Annotated in this window: 14 protein-coding genes and 1 other RNA gene; 7 read left to right on the forward strand and 8 right to left on the reverse strand. The window is 39.8% G+C overall.

What is annotated here, in order from left to right:
• Positions 1-41: 41 nt before the first annotated feature.
• The 5 genes from ssrA to EC846_RS09210 all read right to left on the reverse strand — a co-directional run bounded on the left by ssrA (position 42) and on the right by EC846_RS09210 (position 5,332).
• Positions 42-401: a transfer-messenger RNA gene (ssrA, locus tag EC846_RS09190) on the reverse strand.
• Positions 402-757: 356 nt separating this feature from the next.
• Entirely contained in the window at positions 758-1,189 is a 432-nt protein-coding gene (locus EC846_RS09195) for an ASCH domain-containing protein (protein WP_228200674.1), read from the reverse strand.
• 158 nt (positions 1,190-1,347) lie between these two features.
• On the reverse strand, positions 1,348-2,223 hold the full coding sequence (locus EC846_RS09200; protein ID WP_123774974.1) for a DMT family transporter: 876 nt from the start codon (positions 2,221-2,223) through the stop codon (positions 1,348-1,350).
• Positions 2,224-2,348: 125 nt separating this feature from the next.
• Positions 2,349-3,896, reverse strand: a complete 1,548-nt coding sequence (garD, locus tag EC846_RS09205; RefSeq protein WP_123774975.1) for a galactarate dehydratase — start codon at positions 3,894-3,896, stop codon at positions 2,349-2,351.
• Between the two features lie 71 nt (positions 3,897-3,967).
• A complete protein-coding gene (locus EC846_RS09210) occupies positions 3,968-5,332 on the reverse strand; it encodes an MFS transporter (RefSeq protein ID WP_123774976.1) in 1,365 nt (454 codons plus the stop codon).
• A 279-nt stretch (positions 5,333-5,611) separates the two neighbouring features.
• Here EC846_RS09210 and gudD point away from each other — a divergent pair, with 279 nt between their 5' ends.
• From gudD to EC846_RS09230, 4 genes are all read left to right on the forward strand, one after another.
• On the forward strand, positions 5,612-6,946 hold the full coding sequence (gene gudD / locus EC846_RS09215; protein WP_123774977.1) for a glucarate dehydratase: 1,335 nt from the start codon (positions 5,612-5,614) through the stop codon (positions 6,944-6,946).
• A gap of 265 nt (positions 6,947-7,211) precedes the next feature.
• Positions 7,212-8,123, forward strand: coding sequence for a 5-dehydro-4-deoxyglucarate dehydratase (gene kdgD / locus EC846_RS09220; RefSeq protein ID WP_005256467.1), 912 nt, complete (start codon positions 7,212-7,214; stop codon positions 8,121-8,123).
• 30 nt (positions 8,124-8,153) lie between these two features.
• Positions 8,154-9,740: an aldehyde dehydrogenase (NADP(+)) gene (locus EC846_RS09225; protein WP_123774978.1), complete on the forward strand. Its 1,587-nt coding sequence runs from the start codon at positions 8,154-8,156 to the stop codon at positions 9,738-9,740.
• Positions 9,741-9,981: 241 nt separating this feature from the next.
• Positions 9,982-10,695 (forward strand): FadR/GntR family transcriptional regulator, encoded by a 714-nt coding sequence (locus EC846_RS09230; protein ID WP_123774979.1) that lies wholly within the window; start codon positions 9,982-9,984, stop codon positions 10,693-10,695.
• A 94-nt stretch (positions 10,696-10,789) separates the two neighbouring features.
• On the opposite strand, the gene EC846_RS09235 is transcribed toward EC846_RS09230, so the two are convergent.
• On the reverse strand, positions 10,790-12,301 hold the full coding sequence (locus EC846_RS09235; protein ID WP_123774980.1) for a hypothetical protein: 1,512 nt from the start codon (positions 12,299-12,301) through the stop codon (positions 10,790-10,792).
• A gap of 523 nt (positions 12,302-12,824) precedes the next feature.
• Here EC846_RS09235 and EC846_RS09240 point away from each other — a divergent pair.
• The 3 genes from EC846_RS09240 (at position 12,825) to EC846_RS09250 (ending at position 16,688) form a co-directional block, all read left to right on the forward strand.
• On the forward strand, positions 12,825-14,102 hold the full coding sequence (locus EC846_RS09240) for an MFS transporter (protein WP_123774981.1): 1,278 nt from the start codon (positions 12,825-12,827) through the stop codon (positions 14,100-14,102).
• Positions 14,103-14,374: 272 nt separating this feature from the next.
• Complete coding sequence (locus EC846_RS09245; protein WP_123774982.1) at positions 14,375-15,448, forward strand: porin; 1,074 nt, start codon at positions 14,375-14,377, stop codon at positions 15,446-15,448.
• Between the two features lie 79 nt (positions 15,449-15,527).
• Positions 15,528-16,688 (forward strand): M24 family metallopeptidase, encoded by a 1,161-nt coding sequence (locus EC846_RS09250; protein ID WP_062846704.1) that lies wholly within the window; start codon positions 15,528-15,530, stop codon positions 16,686-16,688.
• A 71-nt stretch (positions 16,689-16,759) separates the two neighbouring features.
• Here EC846_RS09250 and EC846_RS09255 read toward each other — a convergent pair whose 3' ends face one another.
• Together EC846_RS09255 and EC846_RS09260 are read right to left on the reverse strand one after the other, a co-directional pair.
• The gene (locus tag EC846_RS09255) at positions 16,760-17,686 is read right to left on the reverse strand and encodes a LysR family transcriptional regulator (RefSeq protein WP_123774983.1); all 927 of its coding nucleotides are present in this window, start codon (positions 17,684-17,686) and stop codon (positions 16,760-16,762) included.
• Positions 17,687-17,975: 289 nt separating this feature from the next.
• Positions 17,976-18,503, reverse strand: coding sequence for a GNAT family N-acetyltransferase (locus tag EC846_RS09260; RefSeq protein ID WP_123774984.1), 528 nt, complete (start codon positions 18,501-18,503; stop codon positions 17,976-17,978).
• Between the last annotated feature and the right edge of the window lie 7 nt (positions 18,504-18,510).

Below are 18,510 nucleotides of genomic sequence, written 5' to 3' on the forward strand. Positions count from 1 at the left end.
AGGCTTTTTTATATCGGATCGAACAATCCCGAATAATATTTTGGTGGAGATGGCGGGAGTTGAACCCGCGTCCGCCAGCATTACGCTCGAGAATACTACATGCTTAGATATCGTCTATTGTTTTAACACTAAGCGACCCGACGAACAGGGTACAAAGCGCGATCCTCTAAGTTTGGTATAAAGCCCCGAGGCTTGACTCTATACGGACTTGTGTGCGTGCGCTTCAGTCGGGTTCACTGACCACAAGTATTCAGTGAAGCGGACAAGCTGCCCTTAGGCAGCTAGAGCGTATGATTCGTCGTTTGCGACTATTAAAATGCAAATTTTATTTACGAGAGAAAATGCGCTCTCGGCATGCATCTATGAGTTTCATCACCAGCGTCGAAGCCAGAAACATCCCCAAAGTACAGCGCAATCATAACATAGATCGCTAGAATTTAAATCTTAATTTCTAACCAATCAGCAAAATATACGCTTATTCTTCTATATTGTGACTGCACTTTATTTTTCAAGTTCCAAATACAAAAGCCGCTAAAAGGACAGTTTTTTGAATCTATCTGACTTGATTTGACCTTATTTTTGCTTTTTAAGGGACAGAGTAGGGCCCAATAGCATCTTTTATTTTGTGACTACGAATATATATTGTTCGAGAACGGACTTTATTCCGTGACTTTTTAGTCTTAAGTGTACCTACAGGATGGATTTGATAGCTCACCATTCAACCAATAATTTTTGATCAATTGAAAATGTTTGATAATTATAAAACCTCTATCAGCTCAAACTCCTCTGCAACTAATTCCATTTTTTCAGAAAACCAACCTTCTCTGGTGAAAAAAGCTTTATGTTCTCTTCGCCAGTAATCGAGTGTTAGATCACCTTCGCCTTCTTTATTTGCAAATTTTTCTGTTACTTCGTTAAATTTTATTAAATACATTGAAGTTATTCTAATCACACAAACTGGTTTTTGGGCACCATTGAGAATAATTCCGTAACTCCCAACAGTAATAGGTGGGATCTCAGATTGATAGGAAGTCAAGGAGCTACATGATGCGGTCTTAAAACCTTTCATAATAAGGTCCGCTAGTTCATCAGCCATAGCTGGATTATCCCCAAGTGACCAAGCTAAAGCGCCAGCATATTTTGTCTTTAGTTCATTAACTGAAATCATTTTTTCCTTATCTGCTTTCATACGTTCTTTAGGAATGATACAGATATTATTCTTAAAATTAATTTTCTGCTAGTTTGCTCCAAAAGTTCCCTAGAACGAAACTCCAAAAAGTTAAGATTTTAACTTCCAAAGTATTGAGAGAAATACCTTTTTTCTCTTAAATTTTAATAATCAATAAGTTATTTTCTAAATCTTGGGCTGCAAAGTAGTATTGCAAATAAAATAATACATATGCCAATAATGCTGAATAGATCGGGTAATTCATGCCAAAAAATAAATCCCCAAATCCCTGCAAAAATAATAGCAATATAATTCATTGGGCCAATTTGTCCTGCTGGCGCTAAGCTATAAGCATATGACATAAAAAGTTGGCTAATGTTGGCTAAAAGTCCTGCAGCAATGAGTAGACTTAATTCGTGCCAAGTGAAAATACGCCAGTGCCAGAACATTGGAATAGATGAAATTAAAGTACCAAAAATGCAGAAGTAAAATACAATTCGTTCAGGTGGCTCTGTACTGGTTAAAGCTCTTACGGTAACAAAGGCCATGGCCGATAAAAAGCACGCACCTATGCCAATAAAAGACAATTCGTTAAATAAGCCTTGATCGGGTTTGGCAACAAATAAAACTCCAACCAACCCAATAAGAGCAGCAAAAATCATTGATTTAGTGATTTTTTCTTTTAAAAAAAGCCATGCAATCAGTGGAATAAAAATAGGAGAGGAATAGCTGAAAACCATAGCATTCGAGAGTTTTAGGTTGGCAATGGCATAGAAAAAACCATACATTGCAGCAAGACCCACCAAACTTCGCCAAGTATGCATCCAGAGTTTATCTGTTTTAACGAAGTCTAATCCTTGTTTAAACAGCATTGGGATAAAAATAAATAAACCCACTGCATTTCTAAAAAACACAACTGTGGCATTGTCCACGGTTTGAGACGCAAAACGAATGCACACTCCCATAATGGAAAACAAGAATGCTGATGTCAAAAGACAAAGCAAGGCTTTTCCAATTTGAGTCGAGGGCTGTGTCGGAGCAGACTGGTTTTGCATATACAAATGAGTTCTTGGCTTTCAGGATTATTTTAGCAGCAGTGATTGGTTTGAGGGAAATGTGTCGTAATTAATATGGGAAATGTGAAAAAGATGAGGTGATATGCCTCATCTTTTAAACTTTATTAGGTCACTGGTGCTGGGTTAAATACAGCGAGTGAGTTATGAATACCCCAACGGTCCGACCACGTTTGTTGCTCTCCACTCGCCACTTGTAGAATTAGTTCAAAAAGTTCCCAACCTACTTCTTCAATGGTTTTCTTGCCAATGGCAATATCGCCAGCACTGATATCAATCAGGTCATACCAACGGTTTGCAATATTGTTTCGACTTGCCATTTTAATGACCGGCACGGCAGCCAACCCATAAGGTGTACCGCGGCCCGTTGTGAATACTTGAACCGTAATTCCAGAGGCCATTTGCTGCGTACCACAGATAAAGTCGCTTGAGGGGGTTGCCGCAAAGATTAAACCTTTTTTAGTCGGTCTTTGGCCCGGTGCGAGAACTTCTACAATAGCTGAGCGGCCTGATTTTGCGATCGATCCCATCGCTTTTTCAACAATGTTATTCAACCCACCTTTTTTATTACCCGGTGTGGTGTTGGCACTTCGGTCGACTTGGCCTGCTGCTAAGTAGTCATCGTACCATTTCATTTCCCGAATTAGATCTTTGGCAACTTGTTCACTTGCTGCACGTGGAGTAAGTAGGTGAATACCATCGCGGACTTCCGTAACTTCAGAGAACATGACTGTACCGCCACATTGCACAATCAGGTCAGCTGCGAAACCAACGGCAGGGTTAGAGGTGACTCCAGAAAATGCATCACTCCCACCACATTGCATGCCTACAACCAAATGAGAAGCTGAAACTTCTTCTCGAGTACGTTGATTAAGCTTTTCAAGATGTTGTTCTGCCACGGATAAAATATGGTTGACCATACTTTCAAAACCGTTGTGGCGTTCATCTTGCAACTGAATAATATCTTCGTTTGCTAGGGGAATATATTTGTTTTCTTTAGGAATATTTAAAAGTCGTTCGGGTTGCATTTTTTCGCAGCCCAGACTCACAACCATAATTTCTCCACCAAAATTAGGGTTGAGTGCAAGATTATGAATTGTGCGAATAGGAACAATTGCAGCAGGTGCATCAATTGCCACACCACAACCATATAAATGGTTTAATCCGACTACACCATCTACATTTGGATATTTAGGAAGTAAATCACGTTCAATAATTTTAACGACATAATCGACAATACCTTCGACACAGTTCACACTAGTCGTAATACCTAAAATATTCTTTGTGCCGACGCTGCCATCCTTATTTTTATAACCTTTAAATGTATATCCGCTCAAGGCTGGAAGCTTTGGATCAGGACGAGTTGCTAACTCAAGATCATCTAATTCAGGTGCCTCAGGCATTTCGGTAACAGCTTCATTTACCCATGAACCTGCGGGTAAATCTTTATTGGCATAGCCAATAACTTCGCCATAACGAACAATTGCTTCCCCTTGTTTTAATGACTCTAATAAAACTTTATGTCCCTGTGGCGCATGATCAACCAAGGTGAGTTGGTATTCTTCAATAGTTGTAGAGGATGGTAAACCGCCGTCATTTACTACAATGGCTACATTATCAAGAGGACTAATTTTTATGAGGAGAGGCTTCAGCATGATCGTTCCTTGTATACATTTGAAGAGGGAGTCATAACGCTTAGTTTCTTTAAACGTTATGACCTAAAATTTTAAGAGGTAGGTTTTAACTCGAAGCGCTGGATTTTGCCGACCATAAACAGGTAGCAAATAATTGCGATGACCGCATGTATACCTACAAAAACAAGTGCACCATTGAAAGAGCCTGTCGAATTGATGATATAGCCAATCGCAATAGGGATCACAATGCCCGCTGTATTGCCGAAGGTATTAAATAATCCACCTGACAAACCAACCATTTCTTTTGGCGCAACATCCGACATGACTGCCCAACCTAAGGCACCAAAACCTTTGCCAAAAAAGGCCAGTGACATGAAGAACAAGATGGCTGTTTGCGAATCGACATAGTTACAAACCACGATACTGGTTGATAGCAACATGCCAAAAATAATGGGGAATTTGCGAGAGAAGGTCAGAGATTTATTCATCTTGATGAGTTTATCGGAAATCACACCGCCTAATACGCCACCAATAAATCCACAAAGCGCTGGTAATACAGCCGCAAAACCAGCTTCTAAAATTGACATTTGGCGTTCTTTTACAAGGTAAACAGGGAACCAAGTAATAAAGAAATAGGTTAAGCAGGTAATACAATATTGAGCAATAAAAATACCGAGAAGCATACGAGAGGAGAGTAGTTTCTTAATATTTTTAAAATTCATCTTGTTGTTTTCATCAGTAACCTTAAGCTGATTTTCACCCATGCTGGTAATGGCGCCGCCTGCTTGTAAATATTTGAACTCATCTGAGTTAATCGTAGGATGCTTTTCTGGGCTATAAATGACTTTTAACCAGATAAAAGCAATCACAATGCCTAGTCCACCCATAATCCAAAACACAGATTGCCAATGAATATGGGCAACCAACCATCCCATGAATGGTGCAAATATGACAGTGGCAAAATATTGAGCCGAGTTAAATATCGCTGCGGCAGTTCCGCGTTCTTTGGTTGGGAACCACGCTGCAACAATCTGGCTATTGCCCGGAAATGCAGGACTTTCAGATAATCCAACCAAGAAACGTAAGATAAATAATGAAGCAATAATAAGAGGGATAGAACCTAAAATATCAACAAAACCTAAGAGAATCGTGAAAAATGACCAGAGCAGAATGCTCCAGAAATAAACTCTCCGTGCACCGAATTTGTCGAGTAACCATCCACCTGGAATTTGACCGATGACATATGCCCAGCCAAATGCAGAGAAGATATATCCCATGGTCACAGTGCTTAAACCAAGCTCTTGCGACATCGGGGCGGCAGCCATCGAAAGCGTCGCCCGATCACCGTAATTTAATGAAGTAACTAAAAAAATCATCGCTAAAATGTAATAGCGCGTTTTATTATGTTTTGCTCTTGGCTGACTTACAGCAGCAAGATTTGTTTGCAAATTATCCATATACAAACTCTTTTAATAATCGACCTATTTGCATATCCGTGAAATAGGTGACGTCATGTCAAATTCATCGATAGGATAAAGGAGAAATGAAATTTCTGTCTCTATCCTAAAGTCCTATTCTAAACCGCGCCTTAGATGTATGACATCATATGATTAAAAATATTATTTTGGCAAGTAGAGTGATAAAAATAATTTTTCGACGCATTATATTGACAAGTCATATGATGTCTTATAAGTTCTACAAATGAAAATAATCTCAATATGCCAAGGAGTATTTTAATGGCGACCTCTACACCTATCGTTAAATCAATTCGAGCAATTCCCGTTGCTGGACATGACAGTATGCTGCTCAATTTGAGTGGCGCTCATGGACCGTATTTCACTCGTAACATACTTATTATTGAGGATAATTCTGGAAATATTGGGGTTGGAGAAATTCCGGGCGGAGAAAAAATTTTAGCGACATTAAATGATGCGAAAGCCTTGGTAGAAGGACAGCCGATTGGGGAATATAAAAATCTACTTAAAAAAATTCAGCAAACTTTTGCTGACCGCGACAGCGGTGGACGCGGCAATCAAACCTTTGATTTACGTACTACAATTCATGTTGTAACGGCTTATGAGTCGGCTCTACTTGATTTGCTTGGTAAGCATTTAAATGTAAATGTTGCAAGCTTATTAGGTGAAGGTCAGCAACGTAGTGAAGTTGAAGTTCTCGGATATTTGTTCTTTATCGGTGACCGAAAACAGACTTCATTAGACTATGCGACAACACCTCAGCATAACCATGATTGGTATAAAGTTCGTCATGAAAAAGCGTTAACACCTGAGGCTGTACAGCGTTTGGCAGAAGCATCTTATGACCGTTATGGTTTTAAAGACTTTAAATTAAAAGGTGGTGTATTACAGGGCGAACAAGAAGCTGAAGCTGTTACAGCTATCGCGCGCCGTTTTCCAGAAGCGCGTGTGACGCTTGATCCAAACGGGGCATGGTTTTTAGACGAAGCCATTGCTTTAGGTAAGCATCTTAAAGGTGTGTTGGCCTATGCAGAAGACCCGTGCGGTGCAGAACAAGGTTATTCAAGCCGTGAAATTATGGCCGAGTTTAAACGTGCCACAGGTTTACCCACAGCGACCAATATGATTGCGACCGACTGGCGAGAAATGTCGCATAGTATTCAATTGCAAGCCGTTGATATTCCTTTGGCTGATCCGCATTTCTGGACATTGGAAGGCTCGGTTCGAGTTTCACAGCTCTGTAATATGTACAATTTAACGTGGGGTTCACATTCGAATAACCACTTTGATATTTCACTTGCGATGTTTACCCATGTTGCAGCCGCGGCGGTAGGCAAGGTAACGGCAATTGATACGCACTGGATTTGGCAAGAAGGTACAGATCAGCTAACGAAAGCGCCGCTTGAAATTAAAGACGGTAAAATTCAGGTGCCAACAGCACCGGGACTTGGTGTCGAGTTGGACTGGGATCGTATTAATCAAGCACATGAACTGTATAAATTAAAAGGTTTAGGGGCTCGTAATGATGCCGATGCAATGCAATATTTAATTCCTAACTGGTCGTTTAATAATAAAAAGCCATGTCTGGTTCGTTAATTTTTAGCAATATGTCTAGATAATTGGCTTTTTTGATTGTTTTCAAACTTTGCTGCTCATACGAGCAGCTTTTTTATGTCTATTTATTCGCTTTTTCAGTAAAAGATTTTTTAAATATTTTATAAAACAAGTAGTTGTGTTGTCATATTTTGGAAAAAATTAATCTTTTTTAAAATTTTAAACTTTCATGGGAAAAAGATATTGATCAGAAGAAAACTTATGATGTAAGATGTCTGACAACATAAGCACAGATGGATATTTTGTAATGGATGCTCTTGAGTTAAAAAACATTGTTTCTGATGGTCTTCTTTCTTTTCCAGTGACCGACTTTGACCAAAATGGGGACTTTAATAAATCTTCTTATGCAAAACGTCTTGAATGGTTAGCGCCTTATGGCGCAAGTGCATTATTTGCTGCGGGTGGTACAGGTGAGTTTTTCTCGTTAACTGGAAATGAATACGCTGACGTAATTAAAACAGCGGTTGATACTTGTAAAGGCAGTGTACCGATTATTGCTGGGGCGGGTGGTCCGACACGTCAGGCGATTGAACAGGCAAAAGAAGCAGAGCGTTTAGGTGCACACGGTATTTTGTTAATGCCGCATTACTTAACTGAAGCAAGCCAAGAAGGTTTGATCGAACACGTTAAGCAAGTCTGTAATTCAGTCGACTTTGGCGTAATTTTTTATAACCGTAGCGTTTCAAGATTAAATCTCGATTCAATCCAAAAGTTAGCCGAGATGTGCCCAAACTTAATCGGCTTTAAAGACAGCTCTGGTCAAATCGATATGATGACGGCAGTGACTCAAACGATGGGTGACCGTTTGTCATATTTAGGTGGCTTGCCAACAGCAGAGGTTTTTGCAGCGCCATATAAAGCCTTAGGTTGCCCAGTTTATTCATCAGCTGTATTTAACTTTATTCCAAAGACTGCAATGGAGTTTTATAACGCACTTCGCAGTGATGACTTTGAAACAACCAATCGCTTAATTAAAGATTTCTTCTTGCCACTGATTAAAATTCGCGACCGTAAATCAGGTTATGCCGTCAGCATGATTAAGGCAGGCGCCAAAATTGTTGGACACGATGCTGGTCCAGTGCGTCCACCATTAAGTGATTTAACTCCAGCAGACTATGAAGATTTGGCTGCTCTCATTGCGACACTTGGTCCGCAATAATTCTATCTGTTTAGGCATTGGAGCTTTAAAATGAGTAAAAATAATGGTCGACAGTTTATTAATGGTCAACGCGTTGCTGCAAATACACCCGCTCTAGAAAGTGTGGGTGCAAAAGACTATCAACCAACTGGTTATGTTTTTAGTCAGGCAACACTTGAAGAGGTGGATCAAGCTGCTCAAGCTGCGCATAACGCTTTTGCAGTGTATAGCCAAACATCTCAAGCGCAACGTGCCTCTTTTCTTGAAGAAGTTGCTCGTCAAATCGAGGCGTTAGGTGCGAATTTGCAAGAAGTCGCTTCACTTGAAACAGGCTTGCCGCTTGCTCGTCTTCAAGGGGAAACCGGCCGTGTTACTGGTCAGCTACGACTGTTTGCTGAACTTTTACGCCGCGGCGATTTTTATGGTGCTCGTATTGATGTGGCATTGCCAGAACGTAAGCCTTTGCCGCGTGTTGATTTACGTCAATACAAAGTTGGAGTAGGGCCAGTTGCTGTGTTTGGTGCGAGTAATTTCCCTCTTGCATTTTCAACTGCCGGTGGAGATACCGTGGCTGCTTTAGCTGCAGGATGTTCAGTTGTGTTTAAGGCGCATTCTGGACATATGGCGACTGCCGAGCTTGTTGCAGAAGCCATTGAAAAAGCAATTGAAGTTTGCGATATGCCTAAAGGTACATTCAACATGATTTTTGGATCTCGTGTTGGTGCAAACTTGGTAGAACATCCACTGATTCAAGCTGCTGGTTTTACAGGTTCATTAGAAGGTGGCATGGCGCTTTATAACCTTGCGCAGAGCCGTCCTCAGCCGATTCCATTCTTTGCTGAAATGTCGAGTGTGAATCCAGTCGTAGTTTTATCTCAAGCACTGAGTTCTCGTGGAGAACAAATTGCTCAGGACACGGTTGCCTCGTTTAATATGGGATGTGGTCAGTTCTGTACAAAACCAGGGTTAATTTTAGGCGTACAAGGTCCTGAATTTGACAGTTTCGTGGCAACTTTAGCTGAAAGTACGCAAAAAGCTGTGCCACAGGTCATGCTGAATGAAGGGACTTTAAAAAGCTACCGTCAAGGTATCGATGCTTTAAACAGTGAAGCTGGTTTTGAAGTGATTGCGACAGGGCAAGAAGCTGAGCTCATTTCTCAAGCAAAAGCCCATCTATTTAAAGCGGATCAATCGGTTTTATTGTCAGGCAACCCAAAACTACAACATGAAGTTTTCGGGCCAATGTCCATTGTGATTGGCGTGGACGATGAGGCGACTTTGTTAAAAGGGATTGAGGCTTTAGGCGGGCAGCTTACGGCAACGATTATTGGCGATGAAAATGAATTATCTGAGGCAGGCGAGCTTCTTCATTTGTTAACTGGTAAAGCGGGTCGTGTATTGTTTAATGGCTTCCCGACAGGAGTTGAGGTATCTGATGCGATGGTGCATGGTGGTCCTTTCCCTGCAACCAGTGATGCGCGTGGAACGTCGGTCGGTACGGGCGCAATTGAACGTTTCTTACGTCCAGTCTGTTTCCAGAATACGCCACAAGTATTGTTACCCGATGCGTTAAAAGATAGTAATCCGCTACAGATTAATCGTCTGGTGAATGGGCAGTTAAGTCAGGCTCAAATTTAAAGGATTGTGCAGCTCAAGCTAAAGTATTGAGCTGCATATTTCTCATTAAATCAGCTAGTCACCACTATTTTACCAAGTGCAAGTGTTCGTATCTTTCTCGTTGAATGAAAGTGCATGAGTAACATAAATGAATTAAATTTTAGGTGTTTAGGGGAATAAAAAAGCAAATATGACTATCGGTTAAGATTATAGTAGAATGAATTTTCTAATTTTTTTAAATATTTCATGAGTTCTTCAGATTATGTCTAGCGCAATTAAACCTAGATCAACAAAAAAACTAAGTCAGATTATTGTAGAACAACTAATCGAAAAAATTCAGTCTGGAGAATTTAAAGTTGGAGAGAAGATTCCAACGGAACTGGAATTGATTGAAACATTTGAAGTCAGCCGTTCTGTCATTCGTGAAGCTATTACCGAGTTGCGCTCTTTAGGTTTTGTGGAGACCCGTCACGGGATTGGGACTTTTGTCAGAGAACAAACCATTGAACAGAATTTTTTGCTGTCGAATGCCAGCTTAGAAACTATTAACGATATTGTTTCTTTACTTGAGCTTCGGATTAGTCTTGAATCTGAAGCTGTGTTTTTAGCCTCAGAGCGCCGTAAGCAAATTCACATTGATAAAATGAAAGCTGCGCTTGAGGACTTTGAGCATCATATTTCTTCAGATGCAAATGATGGTACTGTAAAAGCTGATTATGATTTCCATATTGCGATTGCTGAAGCTTCTGAAAATCAATATTTCGTCGATTTTTTAAAGTATCTGGGTGAAAAAATTATTCCGCGCGCACGCCTGAAATCTATTGAGCAAAGCCCTGAAAACCGTGAAGAATATTTAAAAGCGGTTCACCATGATCATGTCAATATTTATAACGCAATTGTCGATCAAGATGGTTTGTTAGCTCGACAAATGATGCGAGCTCATCTTTCTAAAAGCATTAAAAAGTTTAAGCAATAAGCATCGATTTAATCTTGAATCTCGTGTGATAAAAAAGAGAGCGTCTATCCGCTCTCTTTTTTAATATTTCTCATTGGAGTTTTTGGTTCTAAAACTAAAACTTCTCTCTCACCCAGCCATAAGCTGCAGCAAATGGCAGCGCGGTTCTCGCCAAATAAGGAACATGCCATAAACCACCATGATTCGCATTTTCCATAATCAGCTCTAAAGGATGTTCGAGTGATCTTTCTGGATTGGTTGCACTCTCAGGATTATTTAAATCATGTACCCACAGCGCAGCCATAATGGCATTTGTGGTTTCAGGACTAAAGGTTTCGACCTTAAACAAATCAGCCCCTGAAAAAGCCGCCTTAAGAATTGGATTCTTAACAACCGAATGTGTGGTGGTTGACGGTGCAATATTGATAACCGTTTTTTGACCACGCGCGCGGGTATAAATGGCAAACCACTGTTGCAGGCGTTTCGCAAGGGCATAGTTAGGGCCTTGTTCAATCACCATACAATCCGAAATACCATATTTTTGGCCGTTATCTGATTCAATCAACTGTTCGATATTCGATTTAAAAAAATGACTTAACGAGATGTTATGAATCGATTTAGTCAGTAATTTTTCGACAAGTGGACGCTGTTTAATTTTCTGCTGGATCGACGCTACAACCGATTCTGGAATGGCATAAATGTCGGTTGGCGTTAGCATAAACATGATGCTGCTATCGGCTTTTTGACGGCTGACCTGCTCCATAATGCTGATCATGGCAATAGAAACACGAACATGTTTTTCACCATCCAGATATGCAATCCCAGCCAGATCTAAACGTTGCTCAAATGTATTTAACCAGTTTGCAATTTCTGGTGTTTGAGTCAGAAGATTTGCACCCAGCTGTTTTTCACCATTTTGCAAAGTGATTTGCGGTGCAATCAGTGTGGCATTGCCTTGTTGAATGGTGTTGGTAATTTTTTGCCAGATTTTTGGATTCGGTAAGTCAATCGCAACAATATTGGCACGCCATTTGGCTAACCAGCTTAAAGGCCCCGCTTCAGACGCTGCCCCGAAGAGCACCATAGTCCGAGAGGATAAATCAAACCATTCTGGATGAGCCTGCAACAGACGTAGCGCTTTGGCATGACTGGGTTCGATGATCTGTTGCTGTTCCCAGCGATCAATCTGCTTAAGTAAGGCATCACCTTGCAGTTTTTGTCCTTTAAACGGAATATACCAAGGCTCAATCGTCGGGCTGCCTGTACCTTTTAGCACAAAGTTTTCAAAAGGCTGTTCTTTAACATCAGCCATGGCCTGTTCTAAAGACGTTTGCTGTCCAGCACGATGAAAGTGAAATGACTTTTTAGCTGTATCCAAGCCTTGCTGAGCAATGAGAAGAGGATTCTGTACAGAACGAATGCCTACTTTCACCAGCTCTTGAAAATAAACTGGATATTTCTTTCTCCAGTTTTTTTCGGCGGTTAATTGAGTGGCGTAGGGAGAATCGACACTTTTTAGTGCTGCGTATAAGATTTTCTTTGCGGTATCTGTCGTACTGGGCTTGTTTCTGCCGGGCTGAATTGGAAACTGTATTCCATCCATATTTGACTGTGATCTATTACTCAATGCGCTGCTCCAATCTACTGAATGCTAAAATTCAAAAAAGTAGAGGGACTCTTTGTCTCATCCATATTTATGTTTCCAGCATAAGTCTAAATGATGAAATTAAAAATAGCGGAAATAGGGCAATTCATCACGATTTTGGGATAGGGTAAATCAGATTAAAAGGACCAGCTTGTTAGCTAAAAAATATTAATTACAGTGGTTTAGGAGAGAATTTGGTTTTTATTCTATTTGGTTTGGATAGGTAAAATATTACTTTGGAGGTGTTACCGTAACTTGTAAGCACTGATTAGCAATGCAGATCCGAGGGGGAAATCAGTTGATCTCATATCATCTGCTTGCAAAGACTGTTCATATGTTTAATAAATAAAAATACAGTTCATCATCTGAATATAGCGCTTTGTAATTTAGAGAAAACGTGAATAGAAAAAAACTCAACCACGATGGAAAATTTGTCAATTTTATAGTTTCGTACTTTTGTGTAGCTTTAATTTAACAAATAGATGCTAGGTCAGGAGAGACCATCATGCGTACAGAAAAGCACACGATTAATAGACGCTCATTTCTCGGATTATCTGCGGGTAACTTTCTGGAATGGCTTGATTTTACGTTATATGGATATTTCGCTCTCGCGATCGCACATAATTTTTTCCCTGCTGAAAATGAAATTTTATCGACTTTAGCGGCGATTACCACTTTTGCAGTGGGCTTTTTGGTCAGACCACTCGGTGCTTATTTCATTGGACGTTATGCAGATCGTAAAGGTCGTAAATCAGCAATGATTTTAACCGTCATGTTGATGGGGGTAGGTACTCTTTTAATTGCGGTGGCTCCGCCTTATTCGCAAAGTGGATATCTCGGTACAGCCATGGTGGTGTTGGGAAGATTGGTTGCTGGACTTGCTGCATCAGGAGAATTTGGCGCTGCTGTTTCTTTGGTAATGGAAAGTTGTCCTAAACAGCGTAGAGGATATTATGGCGCGTTATTTAATAGTTCAACTTATCTTGCGCTTGCAACAGGTTCTGGTATCGCATTATCGATTTATGGCATTTTGGGGCAAGCAGCCACTTTAGACTGGGGCTGGAGAATTGGTTTCTTCATTGGTCTTGCAGTTATACCTCTAGGTTTATATTTACGTCGCTATATGGAGGAAAGTGAGGTACTGGTTCAAGATCAGGCCAATAAAGTCGTGCCTAAATTAACATTCGGTCAGATTTTTCAAAGAGTGATGCTGGTCGCTTCGCTTTCTGGTTTTGGTTCCGCTGTGGTTTATCTGGTGATTATCTTTATGCCATCTTTTGCTAAGCAAGGGATGGGGATTGAACCTGTTATTGGTACCGCAAGTTCAACATTGGCGACACTGTTCATCATTATATTTTCAATTATCGGCGGCATTTGGTCAGATAAATCAAACCGAATGGTAGTGATGTATACCGGTGTCATTCTCTGTGCGTTTATCGGTATTCCGCTTTATGAATATTTATTGGCAGTACCTTCCGCAAGTCGCTTGTTCTTGTTCCAGCTTGTGTGTGCCAGTGGTTTGGGCTTGATGATCGGTGGCTATTTCCCATTTATTTCAGACTATTTCCCAGCCAGACAACGTGCTTTAGGAATAGGACTTGGTTATAACGTGGGTGTTACTTTATTTGGTGCTTTATCCCCGATTGTATCAACCTATGCATTGAGTAAAGGCAATTTACAGGCGCCTGTGATTTATCTCTCGGTTGCAGCGATAATTTCGATTACCTCACTGTTACTCTGTCATCGAGGTATCAAATTACGTGCATCACAACTGGTTGTTTGAGTTATTGATATGATTGTTTCGCTTATCAGGCGTAGTTAAAATAAAAAATTAAATTTTAATTGAGCGTGACTTAATAATTTGGCTTAAATTTTTTTGAATATTTTATTCAAACCTACTTTTTTAAAGTAGGTTTTTTTATTTTTATAAGTTTTCCTAAAAATATTTGAGTAGAAAAATATTCAACTGCGATGGAAAAGATATCAATTTAAAAAAATAAAGAGTTTGTGTAATTTAAAGGAATAGAAAAATGTTGGTTCATGGAGTGAAATATAATGTTTAGATCTATTTTATGTTTAAGTATATGCACATTACCAGTAGCAGCTTTTGCAGATATTAGCGTTGGTGATGAAAACTCTCCCTTTAAAGTATATGGGGTACTGGATTACGGGATAAATTATTCTCATTCAGATGTACAGGACTCACATGAGTTTCAAAGTGGAATGGATTATGCGAGCCGCTTAGGATTAAAACTGAATCTTAAATTAAATGACGACCTGTCTATTATTGGAAATGCAGAGTCAATGATCGATTTACGCAAAATGGAATTTGTGCGGAAAACGACTTTTGCTCGTGCAGAGTATTTAGGTTTGCAGTCCAAACAGTATGGAACGCTGGTGTATGGACGAGTCATGCCTGCTGTTGCTGGTGCATTAGAAGAGTTATTTGCCGGTCCTTTTACCCCGACAGCGATTGCGATTCAGGCTTACGATCTTGGCGCTGGTGCACCTAATTATGATTTTAGGACCAGTCGGGCAGTCAGTTATACCACCCCAACATTTAAAAATACTTCGTTGACCATGCTCTATTCTCCAAACCAGATGGTTGGAGAGGGTTCTTATGTAACGGATGCGAAAAACTATGGCATTTTGGCGATTTATGATGATGGGGTAAATCGAGTAAGTGGATCCTATAATGAACTGATTAGCAACTTTTCAGTAAATTATAAAGGAGAGATTTTAAGCGATGTTAAAACCAAGGATTATCGTGCGCTTGTTCTAAGAAGAATGAATAAAAATTTAACTCTGATTGGTACAGCAGCATATTTTAAACCTGATAGTCCACATGCTGCTTCTGCTCAGGTTTATGGTGCAGCGATTAATTTTGAACAGCCGAAGTATAGTTTAAAAGCCTCTGTTTATCGACGTGATGTTGATCAGCAAGATCGGAGTGCGATGGTTTACTCGGCAGGTGCCAATTATCATATTAATAAACACCTAGATGCTTATATTCGTGCAGCCTATGTCGATAATAATAAAAATTCATTTTATACAATCAATGATATTGCATTAAGTGGTGCTGGAGATGATCCTTCAACTTATGGGGTGGGTTTAAAGTTTTCCTTCTAGTCTTTAAATATATCGTGAAATCAATTTAATTTTTTAAATTAACTCTATTTCAAAAATCCATTTTTTAAAGGAGCAAAAAATGAATATTGAACCAATATTTTATCCACCATCTAAAAGTGAAATCCAGAATAGATTAATACGCGTTCAAGAACAGATGCAGAAGGAAGGTCTTGATCATTATGTATCCTTTTGTCCAGATAATATTTTTTATTTAACCAATTTTGCAAATGCAGTACATGAGCGGCCTTTTGTCTTGGTGATTCCTCAAAAGGGTGTACCAAAATTTATTGTCCCTCAACTGGAAATTCCGCATGTTCAATCTCGTGCTGTGAGTGAGATTGAACTTATTCCATATTTTGAATTTCCCGCGCCAGCAGGTCGGGCATGGAGTGATCGATTTAAAGAACTATTTGAGAGCAATCCGCGTATTGGTGTTGAATCAATTTGTCCCTTACAGATTTATTCTGAAATTCCTGGCGAGCGTATCCGTACCGATATCATTGATGATCTACGTATGATCAAATCGGATTATGAAAAAGGACGTCTGGCTTATGCATGTCAGTTAGCAACAGAAGGACATAATCTATTACTGTCATCTGCGTATCCGGGTATGAACTTGATGGAAATGATTGGTCAGGTGAGAGAGCTTATTTTTACTCGTTTGCTGACCGATAGTAGAGAACTTAATCCGTTCGCTACCAGAATTTCGGCAGTATTTCAGCCGCCAAGTGTGTCTCATGATCCGCATAACTTTACCAATATTGATATGAGAATGGAGCCGGGCGGCCCACATGTATCGATTGTAAATGCAGTGATGAATGGTTACGGCGCTGAAGTTGAAAGAACCTTTTTTCTTGGTAAAGTGCCAGAAAATGCGAAAAAACCGTTTGAGATTATGCTGGAAGGTCGCCGTATTGCTTTCGAAATGGCAAAACCCGGTCAATTAATGAGTGAGGTTGATCGAACTGTGAATGACTATTTCCGAAAAGCTGGAATGGGAGATTATCTGCTACATCGTACTGGACATGGTATGGGCGTTACTGGGCATGAGGCACCATTCTTTGCGGAAGGTTATGATCGTCCGATTCAGGAAGGAATGTGTTTTACCATTGAACCAGGACTTTATATTGAAGGTGTGGGCGGTTTTCGCCATTCCGATACGGTCTTGATTGGCCCTGAGGGTCCTGTGATGTTGACCGATGGGCCAATTGAAATGGCTGAGTTGACCTTTCCGATTTAAGTTTAAATAAGTCAATAAAGGTCTATCTTGATTTGAGGTGGACCTTTAGTTTTTAGTCTGTTTAAACGATCTTATCTGGATTCATAACAAATCAGATCACGTAATTTTCTAACATTGCTGTTGAGCGGAATTCGACTATTCCAGATGATGATTTGAGGCTTGATGGTGAAACTTAATTCACGATTTAAAACCTGAACAGAATTTTTTTTATGGAGCAGCCTTGCTAGATTGCTGGACGTGACGGTGATTGAAGGATATTTTTCCATGATATTTAGAATCAGATGCGGTGGGTTATCTACTTCAATTAGATTTTTAGGCTGTTTTAGTCCTCTGGCCACTAGATTCGCGTCGAAACATTGACGAACAGGACAGCTTTGTGAGGTCAGACACCACGGATAATCTAACAAATCTTTTAAATCTTTATGTTCGGCAGGAATTTCTAGGCCATTACTTGCAATCAATAATAATTGGTGTTCATGTAATAAAATTGCACGTAAATCATGTTCGAGGTCATCGACTTCGGCCCGACAAATCGCCAAATCAATTTCACCTGCCCGTAAATAAGAGAGTAAAGATGTTTTATCGCCAGCTTTAATACTGATTTCTGTTTCAGGAGAAAGCTGTTTAAAACGTACAATTGCATTGGCAAGTGCATTTTCCAATGAAGGTGCATGAATACCGATTGAGATTTTACTGGCACGTGCACCTCTGAGTGAGGCAATTCTGTCATGACCTTCGCGAAGTTGTGCTTCTATTTTTAAATAGGAGTCGATCAGAATTAAACATTCGGGCAGGGCAACCAATTGTCCAACTTCTCTTCTGAAGAGTTGTTCACCATAGTTGGCTTCAATTTCTGCAAGAGCTTTGGAAACTGCAGATGTGGTCATATGCATCATCTGCGCGACTTTGGTCAGAGATTTATGCTGCTCTAACAAAGAAAGAATTTTTAGGTTCTTAAACTTCACCCTAGAACTAAAAAACGAATCTAAATCATCCATGATATGCTGTTTTAAAAATATTTCTAACTCGATTCTATAATCTTTCCGTGAGTGAATACTAATCTTATTTTCATGTGATGATGCATTCACTTTTACGCTGTAAATCCGCTAGGGTTATTTTTAAGATTTCTTGGCAAGCGTGCACGATCTCTATTTGATTCATCAGGAGAATAACCCTTAATATTTAGCCACAAATCGAACTGTTAATGTTTTAAGCAGCTGCAGAAAAAGCTCCAGTAAGCTGAAGAAAAAATGAGTCATAAATACCTCTCATTTTTTCCCAACAAACTTAAATTTCACACAGCAAATGAATATCTTCTGGCTCGAGTTGCCATAACTGCTGATCGGGTTTGTCCAATACTTGAGCGCCATGTTTCATATAAAAATCAACAGTTCGCTTGCTGGGGGTGGCAGAAATATAAAGATATTTTGCGCCTAGCTTTATTGCAGATATTTTCGCTGCCTGCATGAGTTGTGCACCAATGCCTTGACCTTGCTGATCGGCATCGACATAAAAATAGTGCAAAAGTTTGGCATCTGGATAATCTTGAATGATCTGATTGGATACCACGGAAATGCCGACCATTTTTTCTTGCTGATTAAAGGCGCCGATGAATTCTGCCTGTTGGTGGTAGAGCTGTTTTAATTTAGGCGGATCATTTTGCAGATGATAAGCATCCCAATGCTGAACATCATAAAAACAGTCAACGAGTTGCAAACACTGTTGTTTGACATAATTTTGGGTAATCAATTCACGTCGATGAATGTGTTGCCAGATCAAATCAATTTCTGAATATTGAAGCGGTCTTAAAATAATATTGATG

The sequence above is a fragment of the Acinetobacter sp. BIGb0102 genome (genome assembly GCF_003815055.1).
Classification (GTDB): Bacteria; Pseudomonadota; Gammaproteobacteria; order Pseudomonadales; family Moraxellaceae; genus Acinetobacter; species Acinetobacter vivianii.

What these genes read in the sequence shown, in the direction of transcription:
- EC846_RS09195 (WP_228200674.1), bottom strand. Translation starts at nt 1,189, where the DNA reads ATGAAAGCAGATAAGGAAAAAATGATTTCAGTTAATGAACTAAAGACA.
- EC846_RS09200 (WP_123774974.1), bottom strand. Translation starts at nt 2,223, where the DNA reads ATGCAAAACCAGTCTGCTCCGACACAGCCCTCGACTCAAATTGGAAAA.
- garD (WP_123774975.1), bottom strand. Translation starts at nt 3,896, where the DNA reads ATGCTGAAGCCTCTCCTCATAAAAATTAGTCCTCTTGATAATGTAGCC.
- EC846_RS09210 (WP_123774976.1), bottom strand. Translation starts at nt 5,332, where the DNA reads ATGGATAATTTGCAAACAAATCTTGCTGCTGTAAGTCAGCCAAGAGCA.
- gudD (WP_123774977.1), top strand. Translation starts at nt 5,612, where the DNA reads ATGGCGACCTCTACACCTATCGTTAAATCAATTCGAGCAATTCCCGTT.
- kdgD (WP_005256467.1), top strand. Translation starts at nt 7,212, where the DNA reads ATGGATGCTCTTGAGTTAAAAAACATTGTTTCTGATGGTCTTCTTTCT.
- EC846_RS09225 (WP_123774978.1), top strand. Translation starts at nt 8,154, where the DNA reads ATGAGTAAAAATAATGGTCGACAGTTTATTAATGGTCAACGCGTTGCT.
- EC846_RS09230 (WP_123774979.1), top strand. Translation starts at nt 9,982, where the DNA reads ATGTCTAGCGCAATTAAACCTAGATCAACAAAAAAACTAAGTCAGATT.
- EC846_RS09240 (WP_123774981.1), top strand. Translation starts at nt 12,825, where the DNA reads ATGCGTACAGAAAAGCACACGATTAATAGACGCTCATTTCTCGGATTA.
- EC846_RS09245 (WP_123774982.1), top strand. Translation starts at nt 14,375, where the DNA reads ATGTTTAGATCTATTTTATGTTTAAGTATATGCACATTACCAGTAGCA.
- EC846_RS09250 (WP_062846704.1), top strand. Translation starts at nt 15,528, where the DNA reads ATGAATATTGAACCAATATTTTATCCACCATCTAAAAGTGAAATCCAG.
- EC846_RS09255 (WP_123774983.1), bottom strand. Translation starts at nt 17,686, where the DNA reads ATGGATGATTTAGATTCGTTTTTTAGTTCTAGGGTGAAGTTTAAGAAC.